The organism is Streptomyces sp. NBC_01166 (genome assembly GCF_045039765.1).
Lineage (GTDB): Bacteria > Actinomycetota > Actinomycetes > Streptomycetales > Streptomycetaceae > Streptomyces.
The window spans coordinates 1,586,926-1,613,859 of sequence record NZ_CP108613.1 but is presented as its reverse complement, the minus strand read 5'-3'; the positions used below and the strand labels follow the sequence as shown (position 1 = coordinate 1,613,859).

Sequence of the window (26,934 nt, the reverse complement as noted above, 5' to 3'; positions counted from 1 at the left end):
GATGTCGCGACTCGGCAATCTCGGCGCCCGGCTCTACCGTGGCGAGGTCGGTTACGACTTCATCGGCAAGCGCAAGATCTGGTACGGCGTCTCGATCCTGATCACCATCACGGCCATCCTCGGCCTGGCGGTCAGCGGCCTGAACATGGGCATCGAGTTCAAGGGCGGTGCCGTCTTCACGACCGACACCAAGGCCAAGGTGTCCGTCTCCCAGGCCCACGAGGACGCGGTCGAGGCCTCCGGCCACGAGGCGATCGTCCAGGAGCTCGGCAACGGCGGACTCCGGATCCAGATCACCGAGGTCGACACCCAGAAGGCCGACCAGATCAAGGCCCAGCTCTCCGAGGACCTCGGCGTGCCCGAGGCGAAGATCAACGCGGACCTCGTCGGCCCCAGCTGGGGTGAGCAGATCGCCAACAAGGCCTGGACCGGCCTCGGCATCTTCATGGTCCTCGTCGTGGTCTACCTGGCCATCGCGTTCGAGTGGCGGATGGCCGTCGCCGCGCTCGTCGCGCTGATCCACGACATCACCATCACCGTCGGCGTCTACGCCCTCGTCGGCTTCGAGGTGACCCCCGGCACCGTGATCGGTCTGCTGACCATCCTCGGTTACTCCCTCTACGACACGGTCGTCGTCTTCGACAGCCTCAAGGAGGGCACGAAGGGGATCACCAAACAGACCCGCTGGACCTACAGCGAGATCGCCAACCGCTCCATCAACGGCACGCTGGTGCGCTCCATCAACACCACCGTCGTCGCCCTGCTGCCGGTCGCCGGTCTGCTGTTCATCGGTGGCGGCGTCCTCGGCGCGGGCATGCTGAACGACATCTCGCTGTCGCTCTTCGTCGGCCTCGCCGCCGGTGCGTACTCCTCGATCTTCATCGCCACCCCGCTGGTCGCCGACCTCAAGGAACGCGAGCCGCAGATAAAGGCACTGAAGAAGCGGATCCTCGCCAAGCGTGCCGCGGCCGCGGCCAAGGGCGAGTCCGTCGAGGACGAGCGCGACGACCGGGCCGAGGAGTTCGATGACGGGCCGGACGAGGACTCCCGGACGGCCGGGGCCGTCGTCGGCCCGCGCAGGCAGGCCGGTGGCCACGGCAGGAGCCCGAGGAACCGCCGATGACCACGAACGTCACCGACGCCACCCGGGAGCTCCTGCTCAGCCGGATCCGTGACGTGCAGGACTATCCGAAGCCCGGAGTGCTGTTCAAGGACATCACCCCGCTGCTCGCGGACCCGGTCGCCTTCTCCGCGCTGACCGACTTCTTCGTGGAACTGTGCGTCCGGCACGGTGCCACCAAGATCGTCGGCCTCGAGGCCCGAGGCTTCATCCTGGCCGCGCCGGTCGCGGTCCGGGCCGGGATCGGGTTCGTACCCGTGCGGAAGGCCGGGAAGCTGCCCGGTGCGACGCTGGGGCAGACGTACGAGCTGGAGTACGGCACGGCGGAGATCGAGATCCATGCCGAGGACCTGGCCGCCGACGACCGGGTCATGGTCATCGACGACGTCCTGGCCACCGGCGGCACCGCCGAGGCCTCGCTGGAGCTCATCAGGCGGGCCGGTGCGCAGGTCGCGGGGGTGGCGGTCCTCATGGAACTCGGCTTCCTCGCCGGCCGCGCACGGCTGGAGGCAGGGCTGCGGGACGCCCCGCTGGAGGCCCTGATCACCCTCTGACCTGCACCGCGCCGCGGCGGCGCGCGTAGGGACGTACAGGACGGGTACCCGGGAACATCCGGGTGCCCGTTCCGCGTTGTGAGGGGTTCCACACTCCCCGGGCGAGGACCCGCCCGGAGGTCGATACCATGGGGTTTCCGGTAGCCCGGATCCGCACGAGGAGCGCTCTTGCCAGACGAGGCCCAGCCAGTCGCCGCCCCGCAGCCCGAAAGGCCCGCGGCGGCCTCCGCCACGCCCGGGAAGGCGCAGCCCGAAGGAGCAGGCAAGCCCGGCCCCGCAGGCGGGCACACGCAGGGCCCCGCCGAGACACCGGGCGACCGCCCGCCCGCAGCACCGGCGAAGCCGACCCCGCCGCCCGGGACGAAGCCGGCGCCTCCGCCCGGCACGAAGGCCGCGCCCTCCTCGCCCTCCTCCGGGACGAAGCCCCCGGCGACGCCCGCCTCCGGACCTGCGGCGCCCAAGCCCCCTGCGCCGGCTCCCGCCGCGAAGCCCCCGGCCCGGTCCGCTGCCACCCCGCCCGCCGCACCCGCACGCTCCGGCGGCTCCTCCAACCGCGTCCGGGCCCGCCTCGCCCGTCTGGGCGTACAGCGCTCCAGTCCGTACAACCCGGTCCTCGAGCCCCTCCTGCGTACGGTCCGCGGCAACGACCCCAAGATCGAGTCGGCCACTCTGCGGCAGATCGAGAAGGCGTACCAGGTCGCCGAGCGCTGGCACCGCGGCCAGAAGCGCAAGAGCGGCGACCCCTACATCACTCATCCGCTCGCCGTCACTACGATCCTCGCCGAGCTCGGCATGGACCCGGCGACGCTGATGGCCGGGCTGCTGCACGACACCGTCGAGGACACCGAGTACGGCCTGGACACCCTGCGCAAGGACTTCGGCGACCAGGTGGCGCTGCTCGTCGACGGCGTCACCAAGCTCGACAAGGTCAAGTTCGGCGAGGCCGCCCAGGCGGAGACCGTGCGCAAGATGGTCGTCGCGATGGCCAAGGACCCCAGGGTCCTCGTCATCAAGCTCGCCGACCGGCTGCACAACATGCGCACCATGCGCTACCTCAAGCGGGAGAAGCAGGAGAAGAAGGCCCGCGAGACCCTCGAGATCTACGCGCCGCTGGCTCACCGCCTGGGCATGAACACCATCAAGTGGGAGCTGGAGGACCTCGCCTTCGCGATCCTCTACCCCAAGATGTACGACGAGATCGTCCGCCTCGTCGCCGAGCGCGCACCCAAGCGCGACGAGTACCTCGCCATAGTGACCGACGAGGTGCAGGCGGACCTGCGCGCCGCGCGGATCAAGGCCACCGTCACCGGCCGGCCGAAGCACTACTACAGCGTCTACCAGAAGATGATCGTGCGAGGCCGCGACTTCGCCGAGATCTACGACCTGGTGGGCATCCGCGTCCTCGTCGACACGGTCCGCGACTGCTACGCGGCGCTCGGCACCGTCCACGCCCGGTGGAATCCGGTGCCCGGGCGGTTCAAGGACTACATCGCGATGCCCAAGTTCAACATGTACCAGTCGCTGCACACCACGGTGATCGGTCCCAGCGGCAAGCCCGTCGAGCTCCAGATCCGCACGTTCGACATGCACCGCCGCGCGGAGTACGGCATCGCGGCGCACTGGAAGTACAAGCAGGAGGCCGTCGCGGGTGCCTCCAAGGTCCGTACCGACATCCCGAAGAACACGGGTGGCGGCCGAGGCCAGGACACCGTCAACGACATGGCGTGGCTGCGCCAGCTCCTGGACTGGCAGAAGGAGACCGAGGACCCCAGCGAGTTCCTGGAGTCCCTGCGCTTCGACCTGTCGCGCAACGAGGTCTTCGTCTTCACGCCGAAGGGCGACGTGATAGCGCTGCCCGCCGGTGCGACGCCGGTCGACTTCGCGTACGCCGTCCACACGGAGGTCGGCCACCGGACCATAGGGGCACGGGTCAACGGACGGCTCGTACCGCTGGAGTCGACGCTCGACAACGGCGACCTGGTGGAGGTCTTCACCTCCAAGGCGGCCGGCGCGGGGCCCTCCCGTGACTGGCTCCAGTTCGTCAAGTCGCCCCGGGCGCGCAACAAGATCCGCGCCTGGTTCTCCAAGGAGCGGCGCGACGAGGCGATCGAGCAGGGCAAGGACTCCATCGCGCGGGCCATGCGCAAGCAGAACCTGCCGATCCAGCGGATCCTGACGGGCGACTCCCTGGTCACGCTGGCGCACGAGATGCGTTACCCCGACATCTCGTCGCTGTACGCGGCGATCGGCGAGGGCCATGTCGCCGCGGCCGGCGTCGTCCAGAAGCTCGTCCAGGCGCTCGGCGGCGAGGACGCGGCCAACGAGGACCTGGCGGAGAGCTCGCCGCCCTCGCACGGCCGCAACAAGCGCCGGGCCAAGGCGGATCCGGGTGTGGTCGTCAAGGGCGTCGAGGACGTCTGGGTCAAGCTGGCCCGCTGCTGCACGCCCGTGCCCGGCGACCCGATCATCGGATTCGTCACCCGGGGCAGCGGGGTCTCCGTGCACCGTGCGGACTGCGTCAACGTCGACTCGCTCTCGCAGCAGCCGGAGCGGATCCTCGACGTCGAGTGGGCACCCACCCAGTCGTCGGTCTTCCTCGTCGCCATCCAGGTCGAGGCACTGGACCGGTCGCGACTGCTCTCCGACGTCACCCGCGTCCTGTCCGACCAGCACGTGAACATCCTGTCGGCCGCCGTGCAGACCTCGCGAGACCGGGTGGCCACCTCGCGCTTCACCTTCGAGATGGGCGACCCCAAGCACCTGGGACACGTCCTGAAGGCCGTACGCGGCGTGGAGGGCGTCTACGACGTCTACCGGGTCACCTCGGCGCGCAGGCCTTGAGGACGACGCGTCCGGCAGGCGCCGAGCCTGCCGGACGCGGGTCCACGGCCGTCTACGCGTCGACCTCGTACTGGCCGTACTCCAGGAAGTAGCGCATCTCCTCGGGCGTGCCGTCGATGGCCTCCTGGACCGCGGCGCGCAGCGCGTCGCTGATGCCGGGGCGGTTCAGGATGCTGACGATGGCGACGCGGTCGTCCTCGGCCTGGGCGAGGCGGTAGCCGGTTTCGAGCCAGGTGCGCATTTCTTCGGGGGTGCCGTTGTCGAGGAGTGCGTTGATCTCTCTGATGACCCTTCGGCCGGAGTCGGGGTCGGCGAGTATGCGGGAGAGGGTGACGCGGACGTCGTCGTCGGACATCTCGTCCACCGGGGTTTCCAGGACCACGACCGCCGGTGACACAGCCACGTGGGCGGGTGAGGACACGGGTCCGGTGGCGAAGGCCGGGCCGGCCAGAAGGAGCGCCGGGGCAAGGGCGGTGGCCGCGACGGTCAGGGCGGCACGGGTGTGTCTCATGGGTGAACCTGCCTCAAGCTCGTAGTGAACCCGGTGCCGGCACACGTGCGCGTGCCGACATGGAGATCATCGCGCCTCGGTCTGACAACGGCACCGGCGGACTCCGGAAGCGCCGCATCAACTCTTCGTCGCCGTCCACACACGAGAGGGGCTCCCGTACGCCAGGCGTACGGGAGCCCCTCTCGTGTGGACGCGATCGCCCGGCTCAGCCGCCGAACTCCTCCAGGCCCTTCAGCGCCTGGTCCAGCAGCGCCTGCCGGCCCTCGAGCTCGCGCGACAGCTTGTCCGCCCTGGCGTTGTTGCCCGAGGCGCGTGCCGTGTCGATCTGCGTGCGCAGCTTGTCGACGGCCGCCTGGAGCTGACCGGTCAGACCCGCGGCGCGTGCCCGCGCCTCCGGGTTCGTCCGGCGCCACTCGGACTCCTCGGCCTCCTGGAGCGCCCGCTCCACCGCCTGCACCCGGCCCTCGACCTTCGGGCGGGCGTCACGCGGCACGTGGCCGATGGCCTCCCAGCGCTCGTTGATGGACCGGAACGCAGCCCTGGCCGCCTTCAGGTCCCTCACCGGGACCAGCTTCTCGGCCTCGGCGGCGAGCTCCTCCTTGAGCTTGAGGTTCTCGCCCTGCTCCGCGTCCCGTTCGGCGAAGACCCCGCTGCGGGCGGCGAAGAAGACGTCCTGGGCCCCGCGGAAGCGGTTCCACAGCTCGTCCTCGGCCTCGCGCTGGGCGCGGCCCGCCGCCTTCCACTCGGTCATCAGGTCGCGGTAACGCGCGGCCGTCGCACCCCAGTCGGTCGATTCGGAGAGCGACTCGGCCTCGGCGACCAGCCTCTCCTTGACCTTGCGGGCCTCCTCGCGCTGCGCGTCGAGCGCCGCGAAGTGGGCCTTGCGGCGCTTGGAGAAGGCGGAACGGGCATGCGAGAAGCGGTGCCACAGCTCGTCGTCGGACTTGCGGTCCAGACGGGGCAGCCCCTTCCACGTGTCGACGAGCGCCCTCAGGCGCTCACCCGCCGACCGCCACTGCTCGCTCTGCGCCAGCTCCTCGGCCTCGACGACGAGCGCCTCCTTGGCCTGACGGGCCTCGTCGGTCTGCTTCGCCTTCTGGGCCTTGCGCTCCTCGCGGCGCGAGTCGACCGTCGCGACGAGCGCGTCCAGCCGCTTGCCGAGCGCGGCGAGGTCACCGACGGCGTGGTGCTCGTCGACCTGCTGACGCAGGTGCTCGATCGCCGCGGTGGCGTCCTTCGCCGACAGGTCGGTGGTCTTCACCCGCCGCTCGAGGAGGCCGATTTCGACCACCAGGCCCTCGTACTTGCGCTCGAAATAGGCCAGGGCCTCCTCGGGGGAACCGGCCTGCCACGATCCGACGACCTGCTCGCCCTCGGCTGTACGCACGTACACGGTGCCCGTCTCGTCGACACGGCCCCACGGGTCGCTGCTCACAGCGCCTCCTCCACCTGATGCATCGAGAGGGTTCGCCCCCCGTGCATCGTCCACAGTTTCCTGGGGCGGGCAGCGCCCGCCCTGCACAACGCCAATCTAGGCGACCGGCCGCCCGGCTGTCCGCACTCAGCGCGGCTGAAATTCTCCGGTGCGCTCCCAGGACCTCGTGCCGGGCGGCCGCGCGTACGGTCAGGCCTTGTCGACCGTCGCCTTCTCGACCGTGACGGTCTTCTTCGGGGCACCGTCGCCCGCCCCACCGGCGACGCCTGCCTCGGCGACCTTCTTGACGGCCTTCAGACCCGCATCGTCCATGGTCCCGAACGGCGTGTAGGTGGGCGACAGTTTGGTGTCCTTGTAGACGAGGAAGAACTGGCTGCCGCCTGTGCCCGGCTGGCCGGTGTTCGCCATCGCGACGGTGCCCGCCGGGTACGTCACCGAGCCCTCGTCGCCCGCCTTGCCCAGCGCGGTCAGATTCTCGTCCGGGATGGTGTAGCCGGGGCCACCCGTCCCGTCACCCTTCGGGTCGCCGCACTGCAGGACGAAAATGCCCTCAGTGGTCAGTCGGTGACACTTCGTGTCGTCGAAGTACCCCTTGTCCGCGAGGGCCTTGAACGAATTGACGGTGTGCGGGGTCTTCGCCGCGTCCATCGCGATGCCGATGTCGCCCTGGCTCGTCTTGAGCGACATCGAGTACTTGGCCTTCTTGTCGATCTTCATCGCCGGCTCGGGAGCACTGCTCTCGCTCGCCGAGGGCGATGCCGACGGGCTTTCGCTCGCCGCCGCGTCCGCCGAGGTCTTCGAGTCGTCGCCGTCGAGCGAGACGTACGCGCCCACACCGATGACCGCCACCACGGCCACCGACGAAGCGATGATCACCGTGAGACGCCTCGTCCTCCGGCGCGCTTCCTCCCGGCGCTGCTGCTGCCGCTCGAACTTCTCCCGGGCGAGCTGCCGCCGCCGCTGATCGCTGCTGACCACCGGATGGTCTCCTTGTACGTCGTGTGATCGGTCCTGGAATGCCCGTACGGTATATGGGTTAGCTGTGGAATGAGGAGCGCCGGTAGTCTCTGATCTGCCGCATTCCCCTCAGCGGCCCTCCTCGTCGGACGAACACTAAGGACGAACGTGCTCATTGCCGGGTTCCCCGCCGGGGCCTGGGGGACCAATTGCTACCTGGTCGCCCCCGCCGCCGGTGAGGAGTGCGTGATCATCGACCCGGGCCACCAGGCCGCCCAGGGCGTCGAGGAAGCACTGAAGAAGCATCGGCTCAAGCCCGTCGCCGTCGTCCTCACCCACGGCCACATCGACCACGTCGCCTCGGTCGTCCCCGTCTGCGGTGCCCATGACGTCCCCGCCTGGATCCACCCGGAGGACCGCTACATGATGAGCGATCCCGAGAAGGCCCTGGGCCGTTCCATCGGGATGCCGCTGATGGGCGAGCTGACCGTGGGTGAGCCGGACGACGTCAAGGAGCTGACCGACGGAGCCCGGCTGGAGCTGGCGGGTCTGGAGTTCGGCGTCGCGCACGCGCCCGGCCATACCAAGGGGTCGGTGACGTTCAGGATGCCCGAGGCCGCGGATGTCCCGCAGGTCCTCTTCTCGGGCGACCTGCTCTTCGCCGGCTCCGTCGGACGCACCGACCTGCCCGGCGGCGACCACGCCGAGCTGCTCGAGTCGCTGGCCCGCGTGTGCCTGCCGCTCGACGACTCGACCGTGGTGCTGTCCGGCCACGGCCCCCAGACGACCATCGGCCGCGAGCGCGCCTCCAACCCGTACATGAACGGTCTGGCCGCGCCCCGCCGAGGAATGTGACGAGAGAAAAGAACCGTGAGCACCTTCCAGGCCCCCAAGGGCACGTACGACCTGATCCCGCCGCGCTCCGCGAAGTTCCTCGCGGTGCGCGAGGCGATCTCCGCACCTCTGAAGAACTCCGGCTACGGCTACATCGAGACGCCCGGCTTCGAGGACGTCGCCCTCTTCTCGCGTGGCGTCGGTGAGTCCACCGACATCGTGTCCAAGGAGATGTACGCCTTCGAGACCAAGGGCGGCGACCAGCTCGCCCTGCGCCCCGAAGGCACCGCGTCCGTGCTGCGCGCGGCGCTGGAGGCCAACCTGCACAAGGCGGGCAACCTCCCCGTCAAGCTCTGGTACTCCGGCTCGTACTACCGCTACGAGAAGCCGCAGGCGGGCCGTTACCGTCACTTCTCCCAGGTGGGCGCCGAGGCCATCGGTACCGAGGACCCGGCGCTGGACGCCGAGTTGATCATCCTCGCCGACCAGGCGTACCGCTCGCTCGGCCTCAGCCAGTTCCGCATCCTGCTGAACTCGCTGGGCGACAAGGAGTGCCGCCCCGTCTACAGGGAGGCGCTCCAGACGTTCCTGCGCGACCTCGACCTCGACGAGGAGACCCGCCGCCGCATCGAGATCAACCCGCTGCGGGTGCTCGACGACAAGCGGTCCGACGTCCAGAAGCAGTTGACGGGTGCCCCGATGCTGCGCGACTTCCTCTGCGACGCCTGTAAGGCGTACCACGAGGAGGTCCGCGACCTCCTGACGGCGGCGGGCGTGGTGTACGAGGACGACGAGAAGCTCGTCCGCGGCCTCGACTACTACACGCGGACGACCTTCGAGTTCGTCCACGACGGTCTGGGCTCCCAGTCCGCGGTGGGCGGCGGCGGCCGCTACGACGGGCTGTCCGAGATGATCGGCGGCCCCGCGCTGCCGTCCGTCGGCTGGGCGCTCGGTGTGGACCGCACGGTGCTCGCCCTGGAGGCGGAGGGCGTCGAGCTCGCGATCCCCGCCACCACCAGCGTCTATGCCGTACCTCTCGGTGACGAGGCTCGGCGGGTGCTCTTCGGTCTGGTCACGGAGCTGCGTAAGGCCGGGGTCGCCACGGACTTCGCGTACGGCGGCCGGGGCCTCAAGGGCGCGATGAAGAGCGCGAACCGCTCCGGTGCCCGCTTCACGATCGTGGCCGGTGAGCGTGATCTCGCCGAGGGCGCGGTCCAGCTCAAGGACATGGAGTCGGGCGACCAGGAGCCGGTCGCGCTCGACGCGCTCGTGGCCACGGTGCGGGCCAAACTGGCCTGAGCCGCACGTCCCACCGCTGTGCCCGCCCGGTCCGCCCGGGCGGGCACAGCGCGTTCCAGGGCGCCTTCGTCAACTCCGGGTGCGTGGATTCACCTTGCCGGGGACATTCCCTTACGGGGTCAGGACGCCCGGAGCGCTCACCAGGGCCTCGGACGTCCGCCGCGTGCCCGGCCAGGGACGCGGGGGTCCCTGGCACCTCCGGGCGCAGGGCCGTCCTCGCGCACTTTTATGCCGATCGAACGGCTGGCCACAACGTCGGTGCGGCACAATGACCATGCCCAGCCGGCTACTCAGTGATGGAACGGCGATATGACGATGGCAGCGGTAGACCACCCCTCCTCCCGGCAGGACGAGGACAACGGCGCGAAGACCTTCGGCGCGAGCCGTGCGCTCGCACTGCTGCTGGTGATCACCGGCGCGGCCGGGCTGCTCGCCGCCTGGGTGATCACCATCGACAAGTTCAAGCTGCTCGAGGACCCGAGCTTCACCCCGGGCTGCAGCCTGAACCCGGTGGTCGCGTGCGGCAACATCATGAAGAGCGAGCAGGCGTCCGCCTTCGGCTTCCCGAACCCGATGCTCGGCATCGCCACCTACTCGGTGGTCATCGGCATCGGCATGGCGCTCCTCGCCGGCGCACGCTTCCGCGCCTGGTACTGGCTCGGCCTCAACGCGGGCACGCTCTTCGGCGTCGGCTTCTGCACCTGGCTGCAGTACCAGTCGCTGTACAACATCAACTCGCTCTGCCTGTGGTGCTGCCTGGCCTGGGTCGCCACGATCTTCATGTTCTGCTACGTCACCACGCACAACATCAAGCACGGCATCCTGCCCGCCCCCGCCTGGCTGCGGAACACCCTCACCGAGTTCCACTGGGTGCCGCCGGTCCTCTGGATCGGGATCATCGGCATGCTGATCCTGACCCGGTGGTGGGACTTCTGGACCAGCTGACGCTCCAGGCGGTCCTGTCAGTGGGGTGACATAGGCTTCGTGACGTGGAGCCCGACCTCTTTACCGCAGCAGCCGAAGACCGCCAGGAGAAGGACCCGTCCAGCAGCCCCCTCGCTGTCCGGATGCGTCCTCGTACGCTGGACGAGGTGGTCGGCCAGCAGCACCTGCTCAAGCCGGGCTCGCCGTTGCGGCGACTCGTCGGTGAGGGGAGCGGCGGGCCCGCGGGTCCCTCGTCGGTGATCCTCTGGGGCCCGCCCGGCACGGGAAAGACGACCCTGGCGTACGTGGTCAGCAAGGCCACCAACAAGCGCTTCGTCGAGCTCTCCGCGATCACCGCCGGCGTCAAGGAGGTCCGGGCCGTCATCGAGGGCGCGCGCCGCGCCACCGGCGGCTTCGGCAAGGAGACCGTCCTCTTCCTCGACGAGATCCACCGCTTCTCCAAGGCCCAGCAGGACTCCCTGCTCCCCGCCGTGGAGAACCGCTGGGTCACGCTGATCGCGGCCACCACGGAGAATCCGTACTTCTCGATCATCTCTCCGCTGCTGTCTCGCTCCCTGCTCCTCACCCTGGAGCCCCTCACCGACGAGGATCTGCGCGCGCTCCTGCGCCGGGCGCTGACCGACGAGCGGGGGCTGGGAGGCGCCGTCACCCTGCCCGAGGACGCCGAGGCGCATCTGCTGCGCATCGCCGGCGGAGACGCCCGGCGCGCGCTGACCGCGCTGGAGGCGGCGGCCGGAGCGGCCCTCACCACGCACGAGCGGGAGATCACGCTCACGACGCTCGAGGAGACCGTCGACCGCGCCGCCGTGAAGTACGACCGCGACGGCGACCAGCACTACGACGTGGCGAGCGCCCTGATCAAGTCGATCCGCGGCTCCGACGTGGACGCCGCCCTGCACTATCTGGCCCGGATGATCGAGGCGGGGGAGGACCCGCGCTTCATCGCCCGGCGGCTGATGATCTCCGCCAGCGAGGACATCGGGCTCGCCGATCCGACGGCACTGCCCACGGCGGTGGCGGCGGCCCAGGCCGTTGCCATGATCGGCTTCCCCGAGGCGGCGCTCACCCTCAGCCATGCCACTATCGCGCTGGCGCTCGCCCCCAAGTCGAATGCGGCGACCCTGGCGATCTCCGCTGCGCAGGAGGACGTGCGCCGGGGCCTCGCCGGCCCGGTCCCGGCCCACCTGCGCGACGGCCACTACAAGGGCGCGGCCAAGCTGGGCCACGCCCAGGGCTACGTCTACCCGCACGACGTCCCCGGCGGTATCGCCGCCCAGGAGTACGCCCCGGACGCCGTCCGCGGCAGGCGCTACTACGAACCCACGCGGTACGGCGCGGAGGCGCGCTACGCCGACGTGGCGGACCGGGTGCGGGAGCGGCTCGGCCGCGGGGAGCAGGGCGGTCCGGCGTCCTCGTGACGGGCGCCGATCAGCAGGCCGCCGCTTCGAAGAGGGTGTGCATCGCGCGGCGCAGCCCGGTGATGTCGCGTACGGGCTCGGGAAATTCGAACCGGGCGTCGAAGCAGGCGTCGCGGCCGTCGACGAACCGAACCCGGAGCCCGAAGCGGTCGAGCGCGACCGGGACGGCGCCGAGCCGGTGCTCCGCGCAACCGCACTCGGCCCGGTCCCCGAGCAGCGCGGACAGCGTGGCCATCCGCTCGCTGTGCGCGGCGTGCAGATGCTGGAGCAGCTCGGCCTCATGGGCGACCAGCGGATCGGCGACGGCGTCCCGGAAGGCCTCCGGCTCCACCTCCTCGAACCCCCACAGGTCGTCGACCGACGCCTCCCCGGTCTCCAGCCGGAGGATCATCCGGCCGGGCTCCGCGAGCCCCGGCACGGCGGTGAGCCAGCCGGCGATCCGGGCGCGGCCGCGGATCCGGTGCGGGACCGAGACCGGGGCGACATCGGTGATCTCCAGCACAGCGGTCAGCTCGTCGCCCTGGGCGCGCGTCGCGGCCCGTACGACCGGGGAATCCACGGGGAAGCAGAGGAAGAGATCCCCCTCGGGACCGATGCTCCTGTCGGCCGGCATCAGCTGGTCCGGGTGGATCACCGACAGCCCCGGTACGAGCAGCACCGCGGAGCAGGTACTCTGTACGAGAGTTCGTGTGCGCTCGGCTGCTGACGGCATCCGAGTGTTTTCAAGCCCGCTGGGACGCGGCTGACCACGATCAGATCGGCCTTCCGTCGTAGCAGCACCTTCTGGTGTGCTGCCGCTGTCTGTGCTGTCCGTGACGTGTGTGGTGTTCCCAGGGCGAGACATGCGATCTCCTTGAGTAAGGTAAGCCTAACCTAACCTACAACGGAGGTCTGGAGAACGTGCCTAACCAGTCGCGTCCCAAGGTCAAGAAGTCGCGTGCCCTCGGCATCGCCCTGACGCCGAAGGCTGTCAAGTACTTCGAAGCCCGCCCCTACCCGCCGGGTGAGCACGGCCGTGGCCGCAAGCAGAACTCGGACTACAAGGTCCGTCTGCTCGAGAAGCAGCGTCTGCGTGCGCAGTACGACATCAGCGAGCGCCAGATGGCGCGCGCCTACGACCGCGCCCGTAAGGCCGAGGGCAAGACGGGCGAGGCGCTGGTCGTCGAGCTCGAGCGCCGCCTCGACGCCCTGGTCCTGCGTTCGGGCATCGCCCGCACCATCTACCAGGCCCGTCAGATGGTCGTCCACGGCCACATCGAGGTCAACGGTGGCAAGGTCGACAAGCCGTCCTTCCGCGTGCGCCCCGACGACGTCGTGCAGGTCCGCGAGCGCAGCCGCACCAAGGTCCCCTTCCAGGTGGCCCGCGAGGGTGGCTACGACACCGACGGCGAGACCCCGCGCTACCTCCAGGTGAACCTGAAGGCCCTGGCCTTCCGCCTGGACCGGGACCCGAACCGCAAGGAAATCCCGGTCATCTGCGACGAGCAGCTCGTCGTCGAGTACTACGCCCGCTGACGCAGGCGTAGCTCTCAACCGAGCTCGGGCCCGCCCCTCCTTGTTGTCCGGGAGGCGGCGGGCCTTCGCGTTTCCCCGGCCGCCCCGGCACCGGACGTCCCCTCCAGGGCCGTGCCGTCGCCCTCCCGGGCCACGCCGGGATCGTCCGGAACCGCACAGACGCCGGCCGGGCCCGGGCCGTCGGCCGCACCGGCGCCCAGCGCCCGTGCCACCGCCGCGGAGGCGTCCAGCCGGCGGCCCGAGAGCCGTTCCGCCTCGTAGCGCTCGTCGCCGAGCTCGCCCCGCGCCCGCCCCTCGCACTCGACCCGGGGCCCTCCGTAGTGGACGGAGCCGAACAGCGGCAGGCCCACCGACGGCCAGATCCGGTCCGCCGCGCCCTGGAGCACCGCCGCCTCCGCCGCGTCCCCCTCGACCACCGTGACGAGTGCCAGCAGCTCCAGCGAGAGGACCGTGCCGAGCAGATCGTGGAACGCGTGCGCGATGGACAGGGACTCCCCGAGCATTCGGCGCGCCCGCCCGCTCGCCCCGGACCGCAGCGCCGCGAAGCCCAGGACGTACAGCGCGTAGGCCAGAGCCCACCGCTCACCGTGGTCCTCGCAGATCTCGCGGACCTCGTCACAGATCGCCGCGGCCGTGTCCAGGTCCCCGCGGAACGCCACGGCCATGCCCAGCTCCACCTGGGCCATCAGCACATTGCTGTTCAGCTCGCCGATCTCCCGGTAGCGCCCGAGCGCGTCGCGCAGCAGCACCTCCGCGCGGACCGGGTCGTCCGTGACGATCGAGAGGCAGCCCGTGCGGTGCACGGCGTAGGCCACGGCGGTGGCGTCCCCCGAGTGCTCGCCCTCCTCGCGGCACTCCTGCAACGCCGACACCGCGCCGGCCGGGTCCCCCTGCAGCACGGAGACGTACCCGAGCACCCAGAGGGCCTTCAGCCTTGAGTGGTCGTACGGGGACTCCGCCTCCAGGACGTGGTCCAGCCAGTGGCGGCCCTCGGAGAGGCGTCCGCAGCCCACCCAGTAGAACCAGAGCGTGCCCGCCAGATACTGCGCGAGATGGACCTCCTCCGGGCTCTCCATCGAGCACTCCATCGCGCGGCGGAGGTTGGGCAGCTCGCAGTCGACCCGGGCGGCGGCCTCCGCCTGCCGGGGGCTGAACCAGTCGAGCTCGCACCAGGTGGCGAGCCCCAGATACCAGTCCCGGTGCCGCCGGCGCAGCCGCTCGGCGTCCCCGGTGGCGCGCAGCCACTCGGCGCCGTACTCCCGCACGGTGTCCAGCAGCCGGTAGCGGCTGCCGACGGCCGAGTCCTCACGCAGCACCACGGACTGCGCCAGCAGCTCGTCCAGCACATCCAGCACGGAGTCGACCGGCAGGTCGGGGCCGCTGCAGATGTACTCGACGGCCTCCAGGTCGAACTGTCCCGCGAACACGGAGAGCCGCGCCCACAGCAGCCGCTGCTCGGGAGTGCACAGCTCATGGCTCCAGCCGATGGCCGTCCGCAGCGTCTGGTGGCGGGGGAGTGCGCTCGGACTGCCGCCGGTCAGCAGCCGGAAACGGTCGTCGAGGCGGTGCAGCACCTGCTCCATCGTCAGGGCGCGCAGCCGCCCCGCGGCGAGCTCCAGAGCCAGCGGGATGCCGTCGAGACGGCTGCAGAGCTCCCGCGCGGTATCGAGGTCGCCGCCGGCCGGCCGGAACCCGGGGCGCACCGCGGCGGCGCGCAGGGTGAAGAGTTCCAGGGCGTCGTCGTCCGTCATCGGCAGCAGCGGGAACGCGAGTTCGCCGTCCACCCGCAGGGGGCGGCGCCCGGCGGCCAGCACCTGGAGCCGTGGGGCCCGGCGCAGCAACTCCCGTACGAGTTCGGCGCAGGTGTCGGCGAGATGCTCGAAGCCGTCGATCACGAGCAGGAGCCGGCGCTCCGCGCAGTGCTCGACCAGCACGGTGCGGGGCGGTTTGCTGGTGTGGTCGGTGAGTCCCAGCGCCTCGACCAGCGCGTGTTCGAGCAGGGCGGGGTCCTGGACGGCCGACAGCTCGGCGATCCAGACCCCATCGCAGTACCGTTTCTCCATCAGGGCTGCCGCCCTGGTCACGAAGCGGGTCTTGCCGACCCCGGCCACCCCCGCCACGGTGACGAGCCTCGACTGCCGCAGGAGCGGCTCGAGTTCGGCCAGTTCGTCGTCGCGTCCCACGAAGGTGTTCAGCTCGGCCGGGAGATTTCCGCGTACGGGGGCGGGCTCCGCGTCGTCGGGCGTAGGGCAGGGGCGCTGAGGGCGTCGCATGAAACACGCAGAGTACTGGCACATAAGCTCTCCGTACAATCTCCCCGCATCCGGACCCCCGCCGTCCGCCCGTAATGCGGTACGGCGTGCGACGCCCGGCGCGATAGGCTCGGGGGACGACGATCGGCAGTGGTGGCAGCACGCCGCCGGCCGAGCAGTGACAGGCAGGTACCGGCCGGGAGAGAGTTCCGGCCGATGCGGGCGACGAGCAGAGAGCGGTGCACTGTGTCCGGTGGAGAGGTGGCCGGCATCCTGGTGGCTGTCTTCTGGGCGATCCTGGTTTCCTTTCTCGCCGTAGTACTGGTGAGACTGGCCCAGACGCTCAGGGCGACCACCGCGCTGGTGGCGGACGTGACGGAGCAGGCGGTTCCGCTGCTCGCCGACGCCTCGGCCACGCTGCGATCCGCGCAGACCCAGCTGGACAAGGTCGACGCCATCGCGAGCGACGTCCAGGAGGTCACCTCCAACGCCTCGGCGCTCTCCACCACCGTCGCGTCGACCTTCGGCGGACCGCTCGTGAAGGTCGCCGCGTTCGGCTACGGCGTGCGGCAGGCGATCGGCCGCCGTACCGCCGCGGAGCCCGAGCCCGACAAGGCCCGCCGGACCTCCCGCCGCACCGTGATTGTCGGCCGTACCGTGCCGTCCGCCCGTGACAGGAAGCGGAACGGCCGAAGCTCCCGCGGACAGAAGGACTGATCCAGCGATGTTCCGCCGTACGTTCTGGTTCACCGCCGGCGCAGCCGCCGGTGTCTGGGCCACCACCAAGGTCAACCGCAAGATCCGGCAGCTGACCCCCGAGAGCCTCGCGGCGCAGGCCGCCGACAAGGCGCTCGAGGCAGGTCACAAGCTGAAGGACTTCGCCCTCGACGTGCGTGAGGGCATGGTCAGGCGCGAGGCCGAACTGGGCGGGGCGCTCGGCATCGAGGCGCCGGCCGACCCCGAACCCGCCCTCCACCGAACACTCCCCTACAACTCGAACAACCGGAATGAGGACCACTAATGGAGTCGGCTGAAATTCGCCGCCGCTGGCTGAGCTTCTTCGAGGAGCGCGGTCACACCGTCGTGCCTTCGGCGTCGCTCATCGCGGACGACCCGACTCTGCTGCTGGTCCCCGCGGGCATGGTTCCCTTCAAGCCCTACTTCCTCGGTGAGGTCAAGCCGCCCGCCCCGCGCGTCACCAGCGTGCAGAAGTGCGTGCGTACGCCGGACATCGAAGAGGTCGGCAAGACCACCCGGCACGGCACGTTCTTCCAGATGTGCGGGAACTTCTCCTTCGGTGACTACTTCAAGGAAGGGGCCATCCAGTTCGCCTGGGAGGCCCTCACCAACTCCGTGGCGGACGGCGGCTTCGGCCTCGACCCGGAGCGCCTCTGGATCACCGTCTACCTCGACGACGACGAGGCCGAGCAGATCTGGCGCGAGAAGATCGGCGTCCCGGCCGAGCGCATCCAGCGCCTGGGCAAGAAGGACAACTTCTGGTCCATGGGCGTCCCCGGCCCCTGCGGCCCGTGCTCCGAGATCAACTACGACCGCGGCCCGGAGTTCGGCGTCGAGGGCGGCCCCGCCGTCAATGACGAGCGCTACGTGGAGATCTGGAACCTGGTCTTCATGCAGTACGTGCGGGGTGCCGGCGACGGCAAGGAGGACTTCCCGATCATCGGTGACCTGCCGTCGAAGAACATCGACACCGGTCTCGGCCTGGAACGCCTCGCCATGATCCTGCAGGGCGTACAGAACATGTACGAGACCGACACCCTGCGCGTCGTCATGGACAAGGCCACCGAGCTGACCGGCGTGCGCTACGGCGCCGAGCAGGGGTCCGACGTCTCCCTCCGCGTCGTCGCCGACCACATCCGCACGTCGGTGATGCTCATCGGCGACGGCGTCACCCCGGGCAACGAGGGCCGTGGCTACGTCCTGCGCCGCATCATGCGCCGGGCCATCCGCAACATGCGGCTCATGGGCGCCACGGGCCCGGTCGTCCGTGAGCTCGTCGACGTCGTCGTCGACACCATGGGGCAGCAGTACCCGGAGCTGATCACCGACCGCAAGCGCATCGAGACCGTCGCCCTCGCCGAGGAAGCCGCCTTCCTGAAGGCCCTCAAGGGCGGGACGAACATCCTCGACACCGCCGTCACCGAGACCAAGGCCTCCGGTGGCAAGGTCCTGGCCGGCGACAAGGCGTTCCTGCTCCACGACACCTGGGGCTTCCCGATCGACCTCACCCTGGAGATGGCCGCCGAACAGGGCCTCTCGGTCGACGAGGACGGCTTCCGCCGCCTGATGAAGGAGCAGCGGGAGCGCGCCAAGGCCGACGCCAAGGCCAAGAAGACGGGTCACGCCGACCTGTCCGCCTACCGCGAGGTCGCCGACAACTCCGGCGTCACGGAGTTCACCGGTTACACCTCCACCGAGGGTGAGTCGAAGATCGTCGGCCTGCTCGTCGACGGCGTTCCCTCGCCCGCGGCCACTGAGGGCGACGAGGTCGAGGTCGTCCTCGACCGCACCCCCTTCTACGCCGAGGGCGGCGGCCAGCTCGCCGACCAGGGCCGCATCCGGCTCGACAGCGGCGCCGTCATCCAGATCCGCGACGTGCAGCAGCCCGTGCCGGGCGTCTCGGTCCACAAGGGCTCGGTCCAGGTCGGCGAGGTGACGGTCGGCGCCTCCGCCTACGCCGCCATCGACAACACCCGCCGCCGCGCCATCGCCCGCGCCCACAGCGCCACGCACCTCACGCACCAGGCGCTGCGCGACGCGCTCGGCCCGACCGCCGCCCAGGCCGGCTCGGAGAACTCGCCGGGCCGCTTCCGCTTCGACTTCGGCTCGCCCGCCGCCGTACCCGGCACGGTCCTCACCGACGTCGAGCAGAAGATCAACGAGGTCCTCTCGCGGGAGCTCGACGTCCAGGCCGAGGTCATGTCCATCGACGACGCCAAGAAGCAGGGCGCCATCGCGGAGTTCGGCGAGAAGTACGGCGAGCGGGTCCGCGTCGTCACCATCGGCGACTTCTCCAAGGAGCTGTGCGGCGGTACGCACGTCCACAACACCTCCCAGCTGGGCCTGGTGAAGCTGCTCGGCGAGTCTTCCATCGGTTCGGGTGTGCGCCGCATCGAGGCCCTGGTCGGCGTCGACGCGTACAACTTCCTCGCCAAGGAGCACACGGTCGTCGCCCAGCTCCAGGAGCTGCTCAAGGGCCGCCCCGAGGAGCTCCCCGAGAAGATCTCCGGCATGCTCGGCAAGCTGAAGGACGCCGAGAAGGAGATCGAGAAGTTCCGCGCGGAGAAGGTCCTGGCGGCCGCCGCCGGGCTCGTGGAGTCGGCCAAGGACGTGCGTGGCGTCGCCCTGGTCACCGGGCAGGTGCCGGACGGCACCACGGCCGACGACCTGCGCAAGCTGGTCCTGGACGTGCGCGGGCGCATCCAGGGCGGCCGGCCGGCCGTCGTGGCCCTGTTCACCACGGCCAACGGCCGCCCGCTGACGGTCATCGCCACCAACGAGGCGGCCCGCGAGCGCGGCCTCAAGGCCGGTGAGCTGGTGCGCACCGCCGCCAAGACCCTCGGTGGCGGTGGCGGTGGCAAGCCGGACGTCGCCCAGGGCGGCGGCCAGAACCCGGACGCCATCGGCGACGCCGTCGCCGCTGTCGAACGCCTCGTCACCGAGACGGCGTGACGTCCGGCATGTCGCAGATGCGCCGTGGACGCCGACTCGCCGTCGACGTCGGTGACGCCCGTATCGGGGTCGCTTCGTGCGACCCCGACGGGATCCTCGCCACGCCGGTGGAGACCGTGCCGGGACGCGACGTCCCGGCCGCCCACCGGCGGCTCGGGCAGATCGTCGCGGAGTACGAGCCGATCGAGGTCATCGTCGGGCTGCCCCGGTCCCTGGGCGGCGGTGAGGGCCCGGCTGCTGCCAAGGTCCGCGCTTTCGCGCAGGTGTTCGCCCAGGCGATCGCGCCAATTCCTGTTCGTCTTCTGGACGAGAGGATGACCACAGTGACGGCCACTCAGGGGCTACGCGCTTCGGGCGTGAAGTCCAAGAAGGGCCGGTCTGTCATCGACCAGGCTGCCGCTGTGGTGATCCTTCAGAACGCTCTGGAGTCCGAACGGGCGTCAGGCACCGCACCTGGCGAGGGCGTCGAGGTGGCTGCCTGATCGCGATACGGTAACGTTCCGCGCGATGCGCCGGTGTTCGAACAGACACCGCACAGCAAAGCGAAGAGACGGAGCGTCGTCTCGCGGCTCAAGGGGACCGATGACTGAGTATGGCCGGGGCTCCGGCTCCGAACCGTGGCATCCCGAGGACCCCTTGTACGGGGACCAGGGATGGGGAGGCCAGCAGGCTGCCCACGGCCAGAGCCAGTACGAAGGCCAGCAGCAGCCCTACGCCCAGGACCCGTACGCCCAGCAGGGCTACCAGCAGGATCCGTACGCGCAGCAGCCGCAGCACCAGCACGACCCGTACACGCAGCAGCCGCAGCACCAGCACGACCCGTACACGCAGCAGCCGCAGCAGCCGTACGGCGCGCCGCAGGACCCGTACGCCCAGCAGCAGCCGTACGACGGTGGCTGGGACACCGGCCAGCAGGCGGCGATGCCGTACGGGGCGCAGCAGCCCCCGTACGGCAACAACCCCGGCTACGGCGAGCAGGGCGACTACTACGGCACTCCCGAGGCCTACCCTCCGCCGCAGCCCCCGGGGCGTCGCGAGGAGCCCGCGCAGCAGCAGAGTCCGGACTGGGATCCGGAGGTGCCGCAGGAGGAGACGCATCCCTTCTTCACAGGCGTGGACGCACCGGCCGACGCCCGCGGTTCCGGGGATGACGGCGAGTACGACGACGACCCGCGCGAGTCCCGCCGGGGCGGCGGCGAGCGCCGCGGCAAGGGCAAGAAGAAGAGCCGTAACGGCTGCGCGTGCCTGGGCGTCGCGGCGGTCCTCGTCGGCGGCCTCGGGGGAGTGGGCTACTTCGGCTACTCGTACTACCAGGGTCAGTTCGGGGAGGCCCCGGACTACGCGGGCTCCGGCACGGGCACGGTCGAGGTGGAGATCCCCGAAGGCGCCCTGGGCTACGAGATCGCGAACATCCTGAAGAAGGCGGGCGTCGTCAAATCCGTCGATGCCTTCGTCTCGGCGCAGAACGGGAATCCCAAGGGTGGCTCCTTGCAGGCCGGTGTCTATCTCCTGAAGGAGAAGATGTCCGCCGACAGTGCTGTCGAACTGATGCTGAACCCGAAGAGCCAGAACGCGCTGGTTATTCCCGAGGGTACGAGCACCATCGGCATCTATGGGGCGATCGACAAGAGGCTCGAGCTGAAGGCCGGCACTACGGCCAAGGTCGCGAAGGCGAAGGCCGAGAGCCTCGGACTTCCTGAATGGGCAGACGACGATCCCGAGGTCAAGGATCCGCTGGAAGGTTTCCTCTTCCCGGCCGCCTACGCGGTTCCCAAGGACTCGAAGCCCGAGGACGCCCTCAAAAAGATGGTGACCCGGGCTAACAAGGAGTACGGGAAGCTTGATCTCGAGCAGAACGCGAAAAAGCTTAATCTGGACTCGCCGCTCGACGTCATCACTGTCGCGAGCCTTGTTCAGGAAGAGGGCAAGTACAAGCACGATTTCGACAAGGTTGCGAGGGTCGTCTACAACCGGCTCAAGCCGGACAACCTCGAAACCGTCGGCAGGCTCGAATTCGACTCCACGGTCAATTACATCCGGGACGAGAGCACGCTGGACGTGGGAGCCGTCGACGACCTGCGGAAGATTGACGATCCGTACAACACGTACAGCATCAAGGGGCTCCCGCTCGGCCCGATCACCAACCCTGGCGCTGACGCGCTCCAGTCGGCGCTCAACCCCGCGTCCGGCCCCTGGTACTACTTCGTCTCCGTCACCGAGGACAAGACGCTGTTCGCGGTGACGAACGAGGAGCACGAGCGCAACCGCGAGAAGTACGAAGAGAACAAGGCAGACCAGTGAGTACAACCCGCAGGGCAGCCGTCCTCGGCTCGCCCATCGCCCACTCCCTCTCGCCCGTCCTGCACCGCGCCGCGTACGCGGAGCTCGGCCTGGAGAACTGGTCGTACGAGCGTTTCGACGTGGACGAGGCGGCTCTCCCCGGCTTCGTCGAGGGGCTGGACTCCTCCTGGGCGGGGCTCTCCCTGACCATGCCGCTGAAGCGGGCGATCATCCCGCTGCTGGACGGCATCAGCGACACGGCGGCGTCGGTCGAGACCGTCAACACCGTGATCTTCGCCAAGGACGGCCGGCGCGTCGGCGACAACACCGATATCCCCGGGATGGTCGCCGCCCTGCACGAACGCGGGCTCGAGAAGGTCGAGTCCGCCGCAGTGCTCGGCGCCGGAGCCACGGCGTCCTCGGCGCTGGCCGCCCTCTCCGTGATCTGTACCGGCCCGGTCACCGCGTACGTGCGCAGTGCTGCACGGGCCGACGAGATGCGTGGCTGGAGCGAGCGCCTCGGTCTCGACGTCAGGATCGCGGACTGGGCCAGGGCCGACGAGGCCCTGCGCGCACCCCTCGTGATCGCCACTACGCCGGCCGGCACGACGGACGCCCTGGCGGACGCCGTCCCGACCGCACCCGGCACCTTGTTCGACGTGCTGTACGAGCCCTGGCCGACGGTCCTCGCCTCTCGCTGGTCGGCGGCCGGGGGGACGGTCGTCGGGGGGCTCGACCTCCTCGTCCACCAGGCGGTTCTCCAGGTCGAGCAGATGACCGGACGGACCCCCGGCCCGCTCGGTGTCATGCGGGCGGCCGGGGAGCAGGCACTCGCGGCACGGGAACGCCGGTAGGCCCGTCCGAATCGGGCCGTGAAACGTCCGTCTGCTGGACCGGCGGCCGGTCGGCCCTCCCGATCGTGGGAGGATCGGGGGCGGCGGGCCAGGGCCGCGCACCCGGTCGCGCCGTTGCAGTTACAGGCGCGAGCATGAGGAGCACCGTTGAGCAGGTTGCGCTGGCTGACCGCCGGAGAGTCGCACGGCCCCGCACTGGTGGCGACGCTGGAGGGTCTTCCCGCCGGTATCCCCGTCACCACGGAGATGGTGGCGGACGCGCTCGCCAGGCGACGGCTCGGTTACGGGCGCGGCGCCCGGATGAAGTTCGAGCGGGACGAGGTCACCTTCCTCGGCGGTGTCCGGCACGGCCTGACGATGGGCTCTCCCGTCGCGGTCATGGTGGGCAACACCGAGTGGCCCAAGTGGGAGCAGGTCATGTCGGCCGACCCGGTCGACCCCGACGTACTGGCCGCGCAGGCCCGTAACGCCCCGCTGACCCGCCCCAGGCCCGGTCACGCCGACCTGGCCGGGATGCAGAAGTACGGCTTCGACGAGGCCCGGCCGATCCTGGAGCGCGCCAGCGCCCGGGAGACCGCGGCCCGTGTCGCCCTCGGCGCCGTCGCCCGGTCCTACCTCAAGGAGACCGCGGGCATCGAGATCGTCTCCCACGTCGTCGAGCTGGCCGCGGCCAAGGCGCCCTACGGCGTCTACCCCAAGCCCTCCGACGTCGAGCGGCTCGACGCCGACCCCGTGCGCTGCCTGGACGCCGACGCGTCGAAGGCGATGGTCGCGGAGATCGACCAGGCCCACAAGGACGGCGACACCCTCGGCGGAGTCGTCGAGGTGCTCGCCTACGGCGTCCCCGTCGGCCTCGGCTCGCACGTCCACTGGGACCGCAGGCTCGACGCCCGTCTCGCCGCCGCGCTGATGGGCATCCAGGCCATCAAGGGCGTCGAGGTCGGCGACGGCTTCGACCTCGCCCGGGTGCCGGGCTCCAAGGCACACGACGAGATCGTGGCCACCGAGGACGGGATCAGGCGCACCTCCGGCCGCTCCGGCGGCACCGAGGGCGGGCTGACCACCGGTGAGCTGCTGCGGGTCCGCGCGGCGATGAAGCCCATCGCCACCGTGCCCCGCGCGCTCGCCACGGTCGACGTCGTCACCGGCGAGGCGGCCAAGGCCCACCACCAGCGTTCCGACGTGTGCGCCGTTCCGGCCGCCGGGATCGTCGCCGAGGCGATGGTCGCCCTGGTGCTGGCCGACGCGGTGGCGGAGAAGTTCGGCGGCGACAGCGTCGCCGAGACCCACCGCAACGTGCAGTCGTACCTCTCCCACCTCCAGATCCGGTGAGCGGCCCGCTGATCGTCCTGGTGGGCCCGATGGGGGTGGGCAAGTCCACGGTGGGCGCGCTGCTCGCCGACCGGCTGGGCAGCACCTACCGCGACACCGACGCGGACGTCGTGGCCACGGCGGGCAAGGCCATCCCGGAGATCTTCTTCGACGAAGGCGAGGAGCGTTTCCGCGCTCTCGAACAGCAGGCGGTGCGGGACGCGATCGAGCGGCACACCGGCGTCCTCGCCCTCGGCGGCGGCGCGGTGCTCGACGCGGAGACCCGTGCCCTGCTCGCAGGCCGCCGGGTCGTCTATCTCTCCATGGATGTGGACGAGGCCGTCCGGAGGGTCGGGCTGAACACCGCCCGCCCCCTTCTCGCCGTCAACCCGCGACGGCAGTGGCGCGAGCTCATGGACGCCCGGCGCCCTCTCTACGAAGAGGTGGCGGCCGTCACCGTCGCCACCGACGAACGCGCTCCGGAAGAGGTCGCCCAGGCGATCCTCGACGCACTGGAGCTGCCGGAGCGTACAGGCGGGCCCGTACCGTCCGACCAGGAGAAGACACGCATGACCGAGCAGGGCACCACACGCATCCAGATCGCCGGCACGGCAGGCACCGACCCGTACGAGGTGCTCGTCGGCCGCCAGCTCCTCGATGAGCTGCCGAATCTCATCGGTGACCGTGCCAAGCGGGTCGCCGTCCTGCACCCCGAGGCGCTCGCCGAGACCGGCGAGGCGGTCCGTGAGGACCTCGCCTCCCAGGGCTACGAGGCCATCGCGATCCAGCTGCCGAACGCCGAGGAGGCCAAGACCGTCGAGGTCGCGGCCTACTGCTGGAAGGCGCTCGGCCAGACCGGCTTCACCCGCACCGACGTCATCGTCGGCATCGGCGGCGGCGCCACCACCGACGTCGCGGGCTTCGTCGCCGCCTCCTGGCTGCGCGGGGTGCGCTGGATCGCCGTACCGACGACCGTGCTCGGCATGGTCGACGCGGCGGTCGGCGGCAAGACCGGCATCAACACCGCCGAGGGCAAGAACCTCGTGGGCGCCTTCCACCCGCCGGCCGGTGTGCTCTGCGACCTCGCCGCGCTGGACTCGCTGCCGGTCCACGACTACGTCTCCGGCATGGCCGAGATCATCAAGGCCGGTTTCATCGCCGACCCGGTCATCCTCGATCTCGTGGAGGCCGACCCCCAGGGCGCCCGTACGCCCGCCGGGCCGCACACCGCGGAGCTGATCGAGCGTTCCATCCGGGTCAAGGCCGAGGTCGTCTCCAGCGACCTCAAGGAGTCCGGCCTGAGGGAGATCCTCAACTACGGCCACACCCTCGCCCACGCCATCGAGAAGAACGAGCGCTACAAGTGGCGCCACGGGGCGGCCGTCTCGGTCGGCATGGTCTTCGCCGCGGAGCTGGGCCGGCTCGCGGGACGCCTCGACGACGCCACCGCCGACCGGCACCGCGCCGTCCTGGAGTCCGTCGGGCTGCCGCTCACCTACCGCGGTGACCAGTGGCCCAAGCTCCTGGAGAACATGAAGGTCGACAAGAAGTCCCGCGGCGACCTGCTGCGCTTCATCGTCCTGGACGGCATCGGCAAGCCCACCGTGCTGGAGGGCCCCGACCCGGCCGTCCTGCTCGCCGCCTACGGGGAGGTCTCCGCATGACGACCCGCAGGGTCTTCGTGCTCAACGGCCCGAACCTCGGACGTCTCGGCTCCCGCGAGCCCGACGTGTACGGGGCCACGTCCTACGCCGGTCTGGTCGACACCTGCCAGGCCCTCGGCAAGGAACTCGGGTTCGACGTCGACGTCCGCGAGACCAATGACGAGGGCGAACTGATCCGCTGGCTCCACGAGGCGGCGGACGGTTCGATTCCGGTCGTCCTCAACCCCGGCGCCTTCACGCACTATTCGTACGGAATGCGGGACGCGGCCGCCCAGCGCACCGCCCCGCTGATCGAGGTGCACATCTCGAATCCGTACGCGCGAGAGGAGTTCCGCCACACCTCGGTGGTCGCCCCGGTGGCCACCGGGACCGTGGCGGGCTTCGGAATCGGTTCCTACCGGCTGGCCCTGCGGGCGCTGGCCGACGAACTGACGGACTGACACCGGGCACTTCGTACCTCCCCCGCCCGTTCACCGAGTGGCGGCCGGGGGAGGTACGGTTGCCGTCGACCAGCGCCAGTTGCCTGTACGAGACGGAGTGGCACGGGATGCAGCACGCAGTGGGGGCTCCGCTGCCGCCGCCCCAGGGTCCCGGGAACGGGCCGTGGACGCACCAGGCCCAGCACCAGGCCCAGCACCAGGCCCAGCACCAGGCCCAGCACCAGGGCCACCCCGGCCAGGCGGGGCCGCCTCCTCCTCACATGGCTCCCGGGCCCCAGCCGCAGGCGCCTGTGCCACAGCACGCCCCGGTGCCGCCCTCCCGGGAGACCACCGGGCACATCCAGCTGCCGCCCGGCGGTCCCGTCCCGCTGCCCGCGCCGCCCGCCGATGCGGGCACCGGAGCGGCGACCCTGGCCGTGCTGCTGATCGGGCCCGCAGGAGCGGGAAAGACCACGGTCGCCAAGCTCTGGGCGGGCCGCCGCCAGGTCCCCACCGCGCACGTCTCGCTGGACGACGTCCGCGAATGGGTCTGCTCCGGATTCGCCGACCCGCAGGCAGGGTGGAACGACCACTCCGAGGCCCAGTACCGCCTGGCCCGGCGCACCTGTGGCTTCGCCGCCCGTAATTTCCTGGCCAACGGCATCTCCTGCATCCTCGACGACGCCGTCTTCCCCGACCGGCCCGTCGTGGGCCTCGGCGGCTGGAAGCGCCACGTGGGCCCCGGGCTGCTGCCCGTGGTCCTCCTGCCCGGCCTGGAGGTCGTCCTGGAGCGCAACGCGGCACGCAGCGGGAACCGCAGGCTCTCCGACGAGGAAGTCGCCAGGATCCACGGCCGCATGGCCGGCTGGTACGGCTCCGGCCTGCCGATCATCGACAACTCCACCTACGACGTCGAGACGACCGCGCGGGTCCTGGACGACGTCCTGGCCCGCTCCATAGCCAGCCCTCCGGCCTGGTAACGGCCGCGCGGTCCCCGGTCGGGTGCGCTGACCGGGCGGGGCCCGGCCCGCGCTC

Annotated in this window: 23 protein-coding genes; 18 read left to right on the top strand and 5 right to left on the bottom strand. The window is 70.5% G+C overall.

Features of this window, described 5'->3' with window-relative positions; all coding sequences use genetic code 11:
- The first annotated feature begins 1 nt into the window (after nucleotide 1).
- From secF to OG379_RS07360, 3 genes are all read left to right on the top strand, one after another.
- Entirely contained in the window at nucleotides 2-1,123 is a 1,122-nt protein-coding gene (gene secF, locus OG379_RS07370; RefSeq protein WP_405660544.1) for a protein translocase subunit SecF, read from the top strand.
- Nucleotides 1,120-1,674 carry an adenine phosphoribosyltransferase gene (locus tag OG379_RS07365; protein ID WP_405660542.1) on the top strand — a complete coding sequence of 185 codons (555 nt, stop codon included), beginning with the start codon at nucleotides 1,120-1,122 and terminating at the stop codon, nucleotides 1,672-1,674. The genes secF and OG379_RS07365 overlap by 4 nt, the downstream gene beginning before the upstream one ends.
- 168 nt (nucleotides 1,675-1,842) lie before the next feature.
- On the top strand, nucleotides 1,843-4,515 hold the full coding sequence (locus OG379_RS07360; RefSeq protein ID WP_405660539.1) for a RelA/SpoT family protein: 2,673 nt from the start codon (nucleotides 1,843-1,845) through the stop codon (nucleotides 4,513-4,515).
- A 52-nt stretch (nucleotides 4,516-4,567) separates the two neighbouring features.
- Here OG379_RS07360 and OG379_RS07355 read toward each other — a convergent pair whose 3' ends face one another.
- The 3 genes from OG379_RS07355 to OG379_RS07345 form a co-directional block, all read right to left on the bottom strand.
- Nucleotides 4,568-5,026 (bottom strand): ALF repeat-containing protein, encoded by a 459-nt coding sequence (locus OG379_RS07355; RefSeq protein WP_405660536.1) that lies wholly within the window; start codon nucleotides 5,024-5,026, stop codon nucleotides 4,568-4,570.
- A 205-nt stretch (nucleotides 5,027-5,231) separates the two neighbouring features.
- A complete protein-coding gene (locus OG379_RS07350; RefSeq protein ID WP_405660534.1) occupies nucleotides 5,232-6,461 on the bottom strand; it encodes a DUF349 domain-containing protein in 1,230 nt (409 codons plus the stop codon).
- 189 nt (nucleotides 6,462-6,650) lie between these two features.
- A complete protein-coding gene (locus OG379_RS07345; protein WP_405660532.1) occupies nucleotides 6,651-7,439 on the bottom strand; it encodes a peptidylprolyl isomerase in 789 nt (262 codons plus the stop codon).
- A gap of 147 nt (nucleotides 7,440-7,586) precedes the next feature.
- On the opposite strand from OG379_RS07345, the gene OG379_RS07340 reads away from it, so the two are divergent.
- The 4 genes from OG379_RS07340 (at nucleotide 7,587) to OG379_RS07325 (ending at nucleotide 11,914) form a co-directional block, all read left to right on the top strand.
- Entirely contained in the window at nucleotides 7,587-8,273 is a 687-nt protein-coding gene (locus OG379_RS07340) for an MBL fold metallo-hydrolase (protein WP_405660530.1), read from the top strand.
- Nucleotides 8,274-8,288: 15 nt separating this feature from the next.
- On the top strand, nucleotides 8,289-9,551 hold the full coding sequence (gene hisS / locus OG379_RS07335; protein WP_405660528.1) for a histidine--tRNA ligase: 1,263 nt from the start codon (nucleotides 8,289-8,291) through the stop codon (nucleotides 9,549-9,551).
- Nucleotides 9,552-9,860: 309 nt separating this feature from the next.
- A complete protein-coding gene (locus tag OG379_RS07330) occupies nucleotides 9,861-10,496 on the top strand; it encodes a vitamin K epoxide reductase family protein (protein ID WP_104790401.1) in 636 nt (211 codons plus the stop codon).
- Nucleotides 10,497-10,540: 44 nt separating this feature from the next.
- Nucleotides 10,541-11,914: a replication-associated recombination protein A gene (locus tag OG379_RS07325; RefSeq protein WP_393765799.1), complete on the top strand. Its 1,374-nt coding sequence runs from the start codon at nucleotides 10,541-10,543 to the stop codon at nucleotides 11,912-11,914.
- Nucleotides 11,915-11,924: 10 nt separating this feature from the next.
- Here OG379_RS07325 and OG379_RS07320 read toward each other — a convergent pair whose 3' ends face one another.
- Nucleotides 11,925-12,626 carry a DUF2470 domain-containing protein gene (locus OG379_RS07320; RefSeq protein WP_405660525.1) on the bottom strand — a complete coding sequence of 234 codons (702 nt, stop codon included), beginning with the start codon at nucleotides 12,624-12,626 and terminating at the stop codon, nucleotides 11,925-11,927.
- A gap of 188 nt (nucleotides 12,627-12,814) precedes the next feature.
- Between OG379_RS07320 and rpsD the strand changes: the two genes are divergently transcribed.
- Nucleotides 12,815-13,429, top strand: coding sequence for a 30S ribosomal protein S4 (gene rpsD, locus OG379_RS07315; protein WP_031097728.1), 615 nt, complete (start codon nucleotides 12,815-12,817; stop codon nucleotides 13,427-13,429).
- A gap of 14 nt (nucleotides 13,430-13,443) precedes the next feature.
- On the opposite strand, the gene OG379_RS07310 is transcribed toward rpsD, so the two are convergent.
- Nucleotides 13,444-15,702, bottom strand: coding sequence for an ATP-binding protein (locus tag OG379_RS07310; RefSeq protein ID WP_405660523.1), 2,259 nt, complete (start codon nucleotides 15,700-15,702; stop codon nucleotides 13,444-13,446).
- Nucleotides 15,703-15,942: 240 nt separating this feature from the next.
- Between OG379_RS07310 and OG379_RS07305 the strand changes: the two genes are divergently transcribed.
- The 10 genes from OG379_RS07305 to OG379_RS07260 all read left to right on the top strand — a co-directional run bounded on the left by OG379_RS07305 (nucleotide 15,943) and on the right by OG379_RS07260 (nucleotide 26,879).
- Nucleotides 15,943-16,398, top strand: a complete 456-nt coding sequence (locus OG379_RS07305) for a DUF948 domain-containing protein (RefSeq protein WP_393765796.1) — start codon at nucleotides 15,943-15,945, stop codon at nucleotides 16,396-16,398.
- A 7-nt stretch (nucleotides 16,399-16,405) separates the two neighbouring features.
- Complete coding sequence (locus OG379_RS07300; protein WP_393765795.1) at nucleotides 16,406-16,702, top strand: hypothetical protein; 297 nt, start codon at nucleotides 16,406-16,408, stop codon at nucleotides 16,700-16,702.
- Nucleotides 16,702-19,371: an alanine--tRNA ligase gene (gene alaS, locus OG379_RS07295; protein ID WP_405660521.1), complete on the top strand. Its 2,670-nt coding sequence runs from the start codon at nucleotides 16,702-16,704 to the stop codon at nucleotides 19,369-19,371. The genes OG379_RS07300 and alaS overlap by 1 nt, the downstream gene beginning before the upstream one ends.
- Before the next feature lie 8 nt (nucleotides 19,372-19,379).
- The gene (gene ruvX / locus OG379_RS07290) at nucleotides 19,380-19,853 is read left to right on the top strand and encodes a Holliday junction resolvase RuvX (protein WP_393765806.1); all 474 of its coding nucleotides are present in this window, start codon (nucleotides 19,380-19,382) and stop codon (nucleotides 19,851-19,853) included.
- 100 nt (nucleotides 19,854-19,953) lie between these two features.
- Complete coding sequence (gene mltG / locus OG379_RS07285) at nucleotides 19,954-21,672, top strand: endolytic transglycosylase MltG (protein ID WP_405660519.1); 1,719 nt, start codon at nucleotides 19,954-19,956, stop codon at nucleotides 21,670-21,672.
- Nucleotides 21,669-22,505: a shikimate dehydrogenase gene (locus tag OG379_RS07280; RefSeq protein ID WP_405660516.1), complete on the top strand. Its 837-nt coding sequence runs from the start codon at nucleotides 21,669-21,671 to the stop codon at nucleotides 22,503-22,505. Before mltG ends, OG379_RS07280 begins: the two co-directional genes overlap by 4 nt.
- 147 nt (nucleotides 22,506-22,652) lie before the next feature.
- Entirely contained in the window at nucleotides 22,653-23,837 is a 1,185-nt protein-coding gene (aroC, locus tag OG379_RS07275) for a chorismate synthase (RefSeq protein ID WP_393765791.1), read from the top strand.
- Nucleotides 23,834-25,480 carry a 3-dehydroquinate synthase gene (gene aroB, locus OG379_RS07270; RefSeq protein ID WP_405660514.1) on the top strand — a complete coding sequence of 549 codons (1,647 nt, stop codon included), beginning with the start codon at nucleotides 23,834-23,836 and terminating at the stop codon, nucleotides 25,478-25,480. The genes aroC and aroB overlap by 4 nt, the downstream gene beginning before the upstream one ends.
- A complete protein-coding gene (gene aroQ, locus OG379_RS07265) occupies nucleotides 25,477-25,920 on the top strand; it encodes a type II 3-dehydroquinate dehydratase (protein WP_393765789.1) in 444 nt (147 codons plus the stop codon). The genes aroB and aroQ overlap by 4 nt, the downstream gene beginning before the upstream one ends.
- A gap of 107 nt (nucleotides 25,921-26,027) precedes the next feature.
- The gene (locus OG379_RS07260; protein WP_405660511.1) at nucleotides 26,028-26,879 is read left to right on the top strand and encodes a Pro-rich N-terminal domain-containing protein; all 852 of its coding nucleotides are present in this window, start codon (nucleotides 26,028-26,030) and stop codon (nucleotides 26,877-26,879) included.
- Nucleotides 26,880-26,934 lie beyond the last annotated feature (55 nt).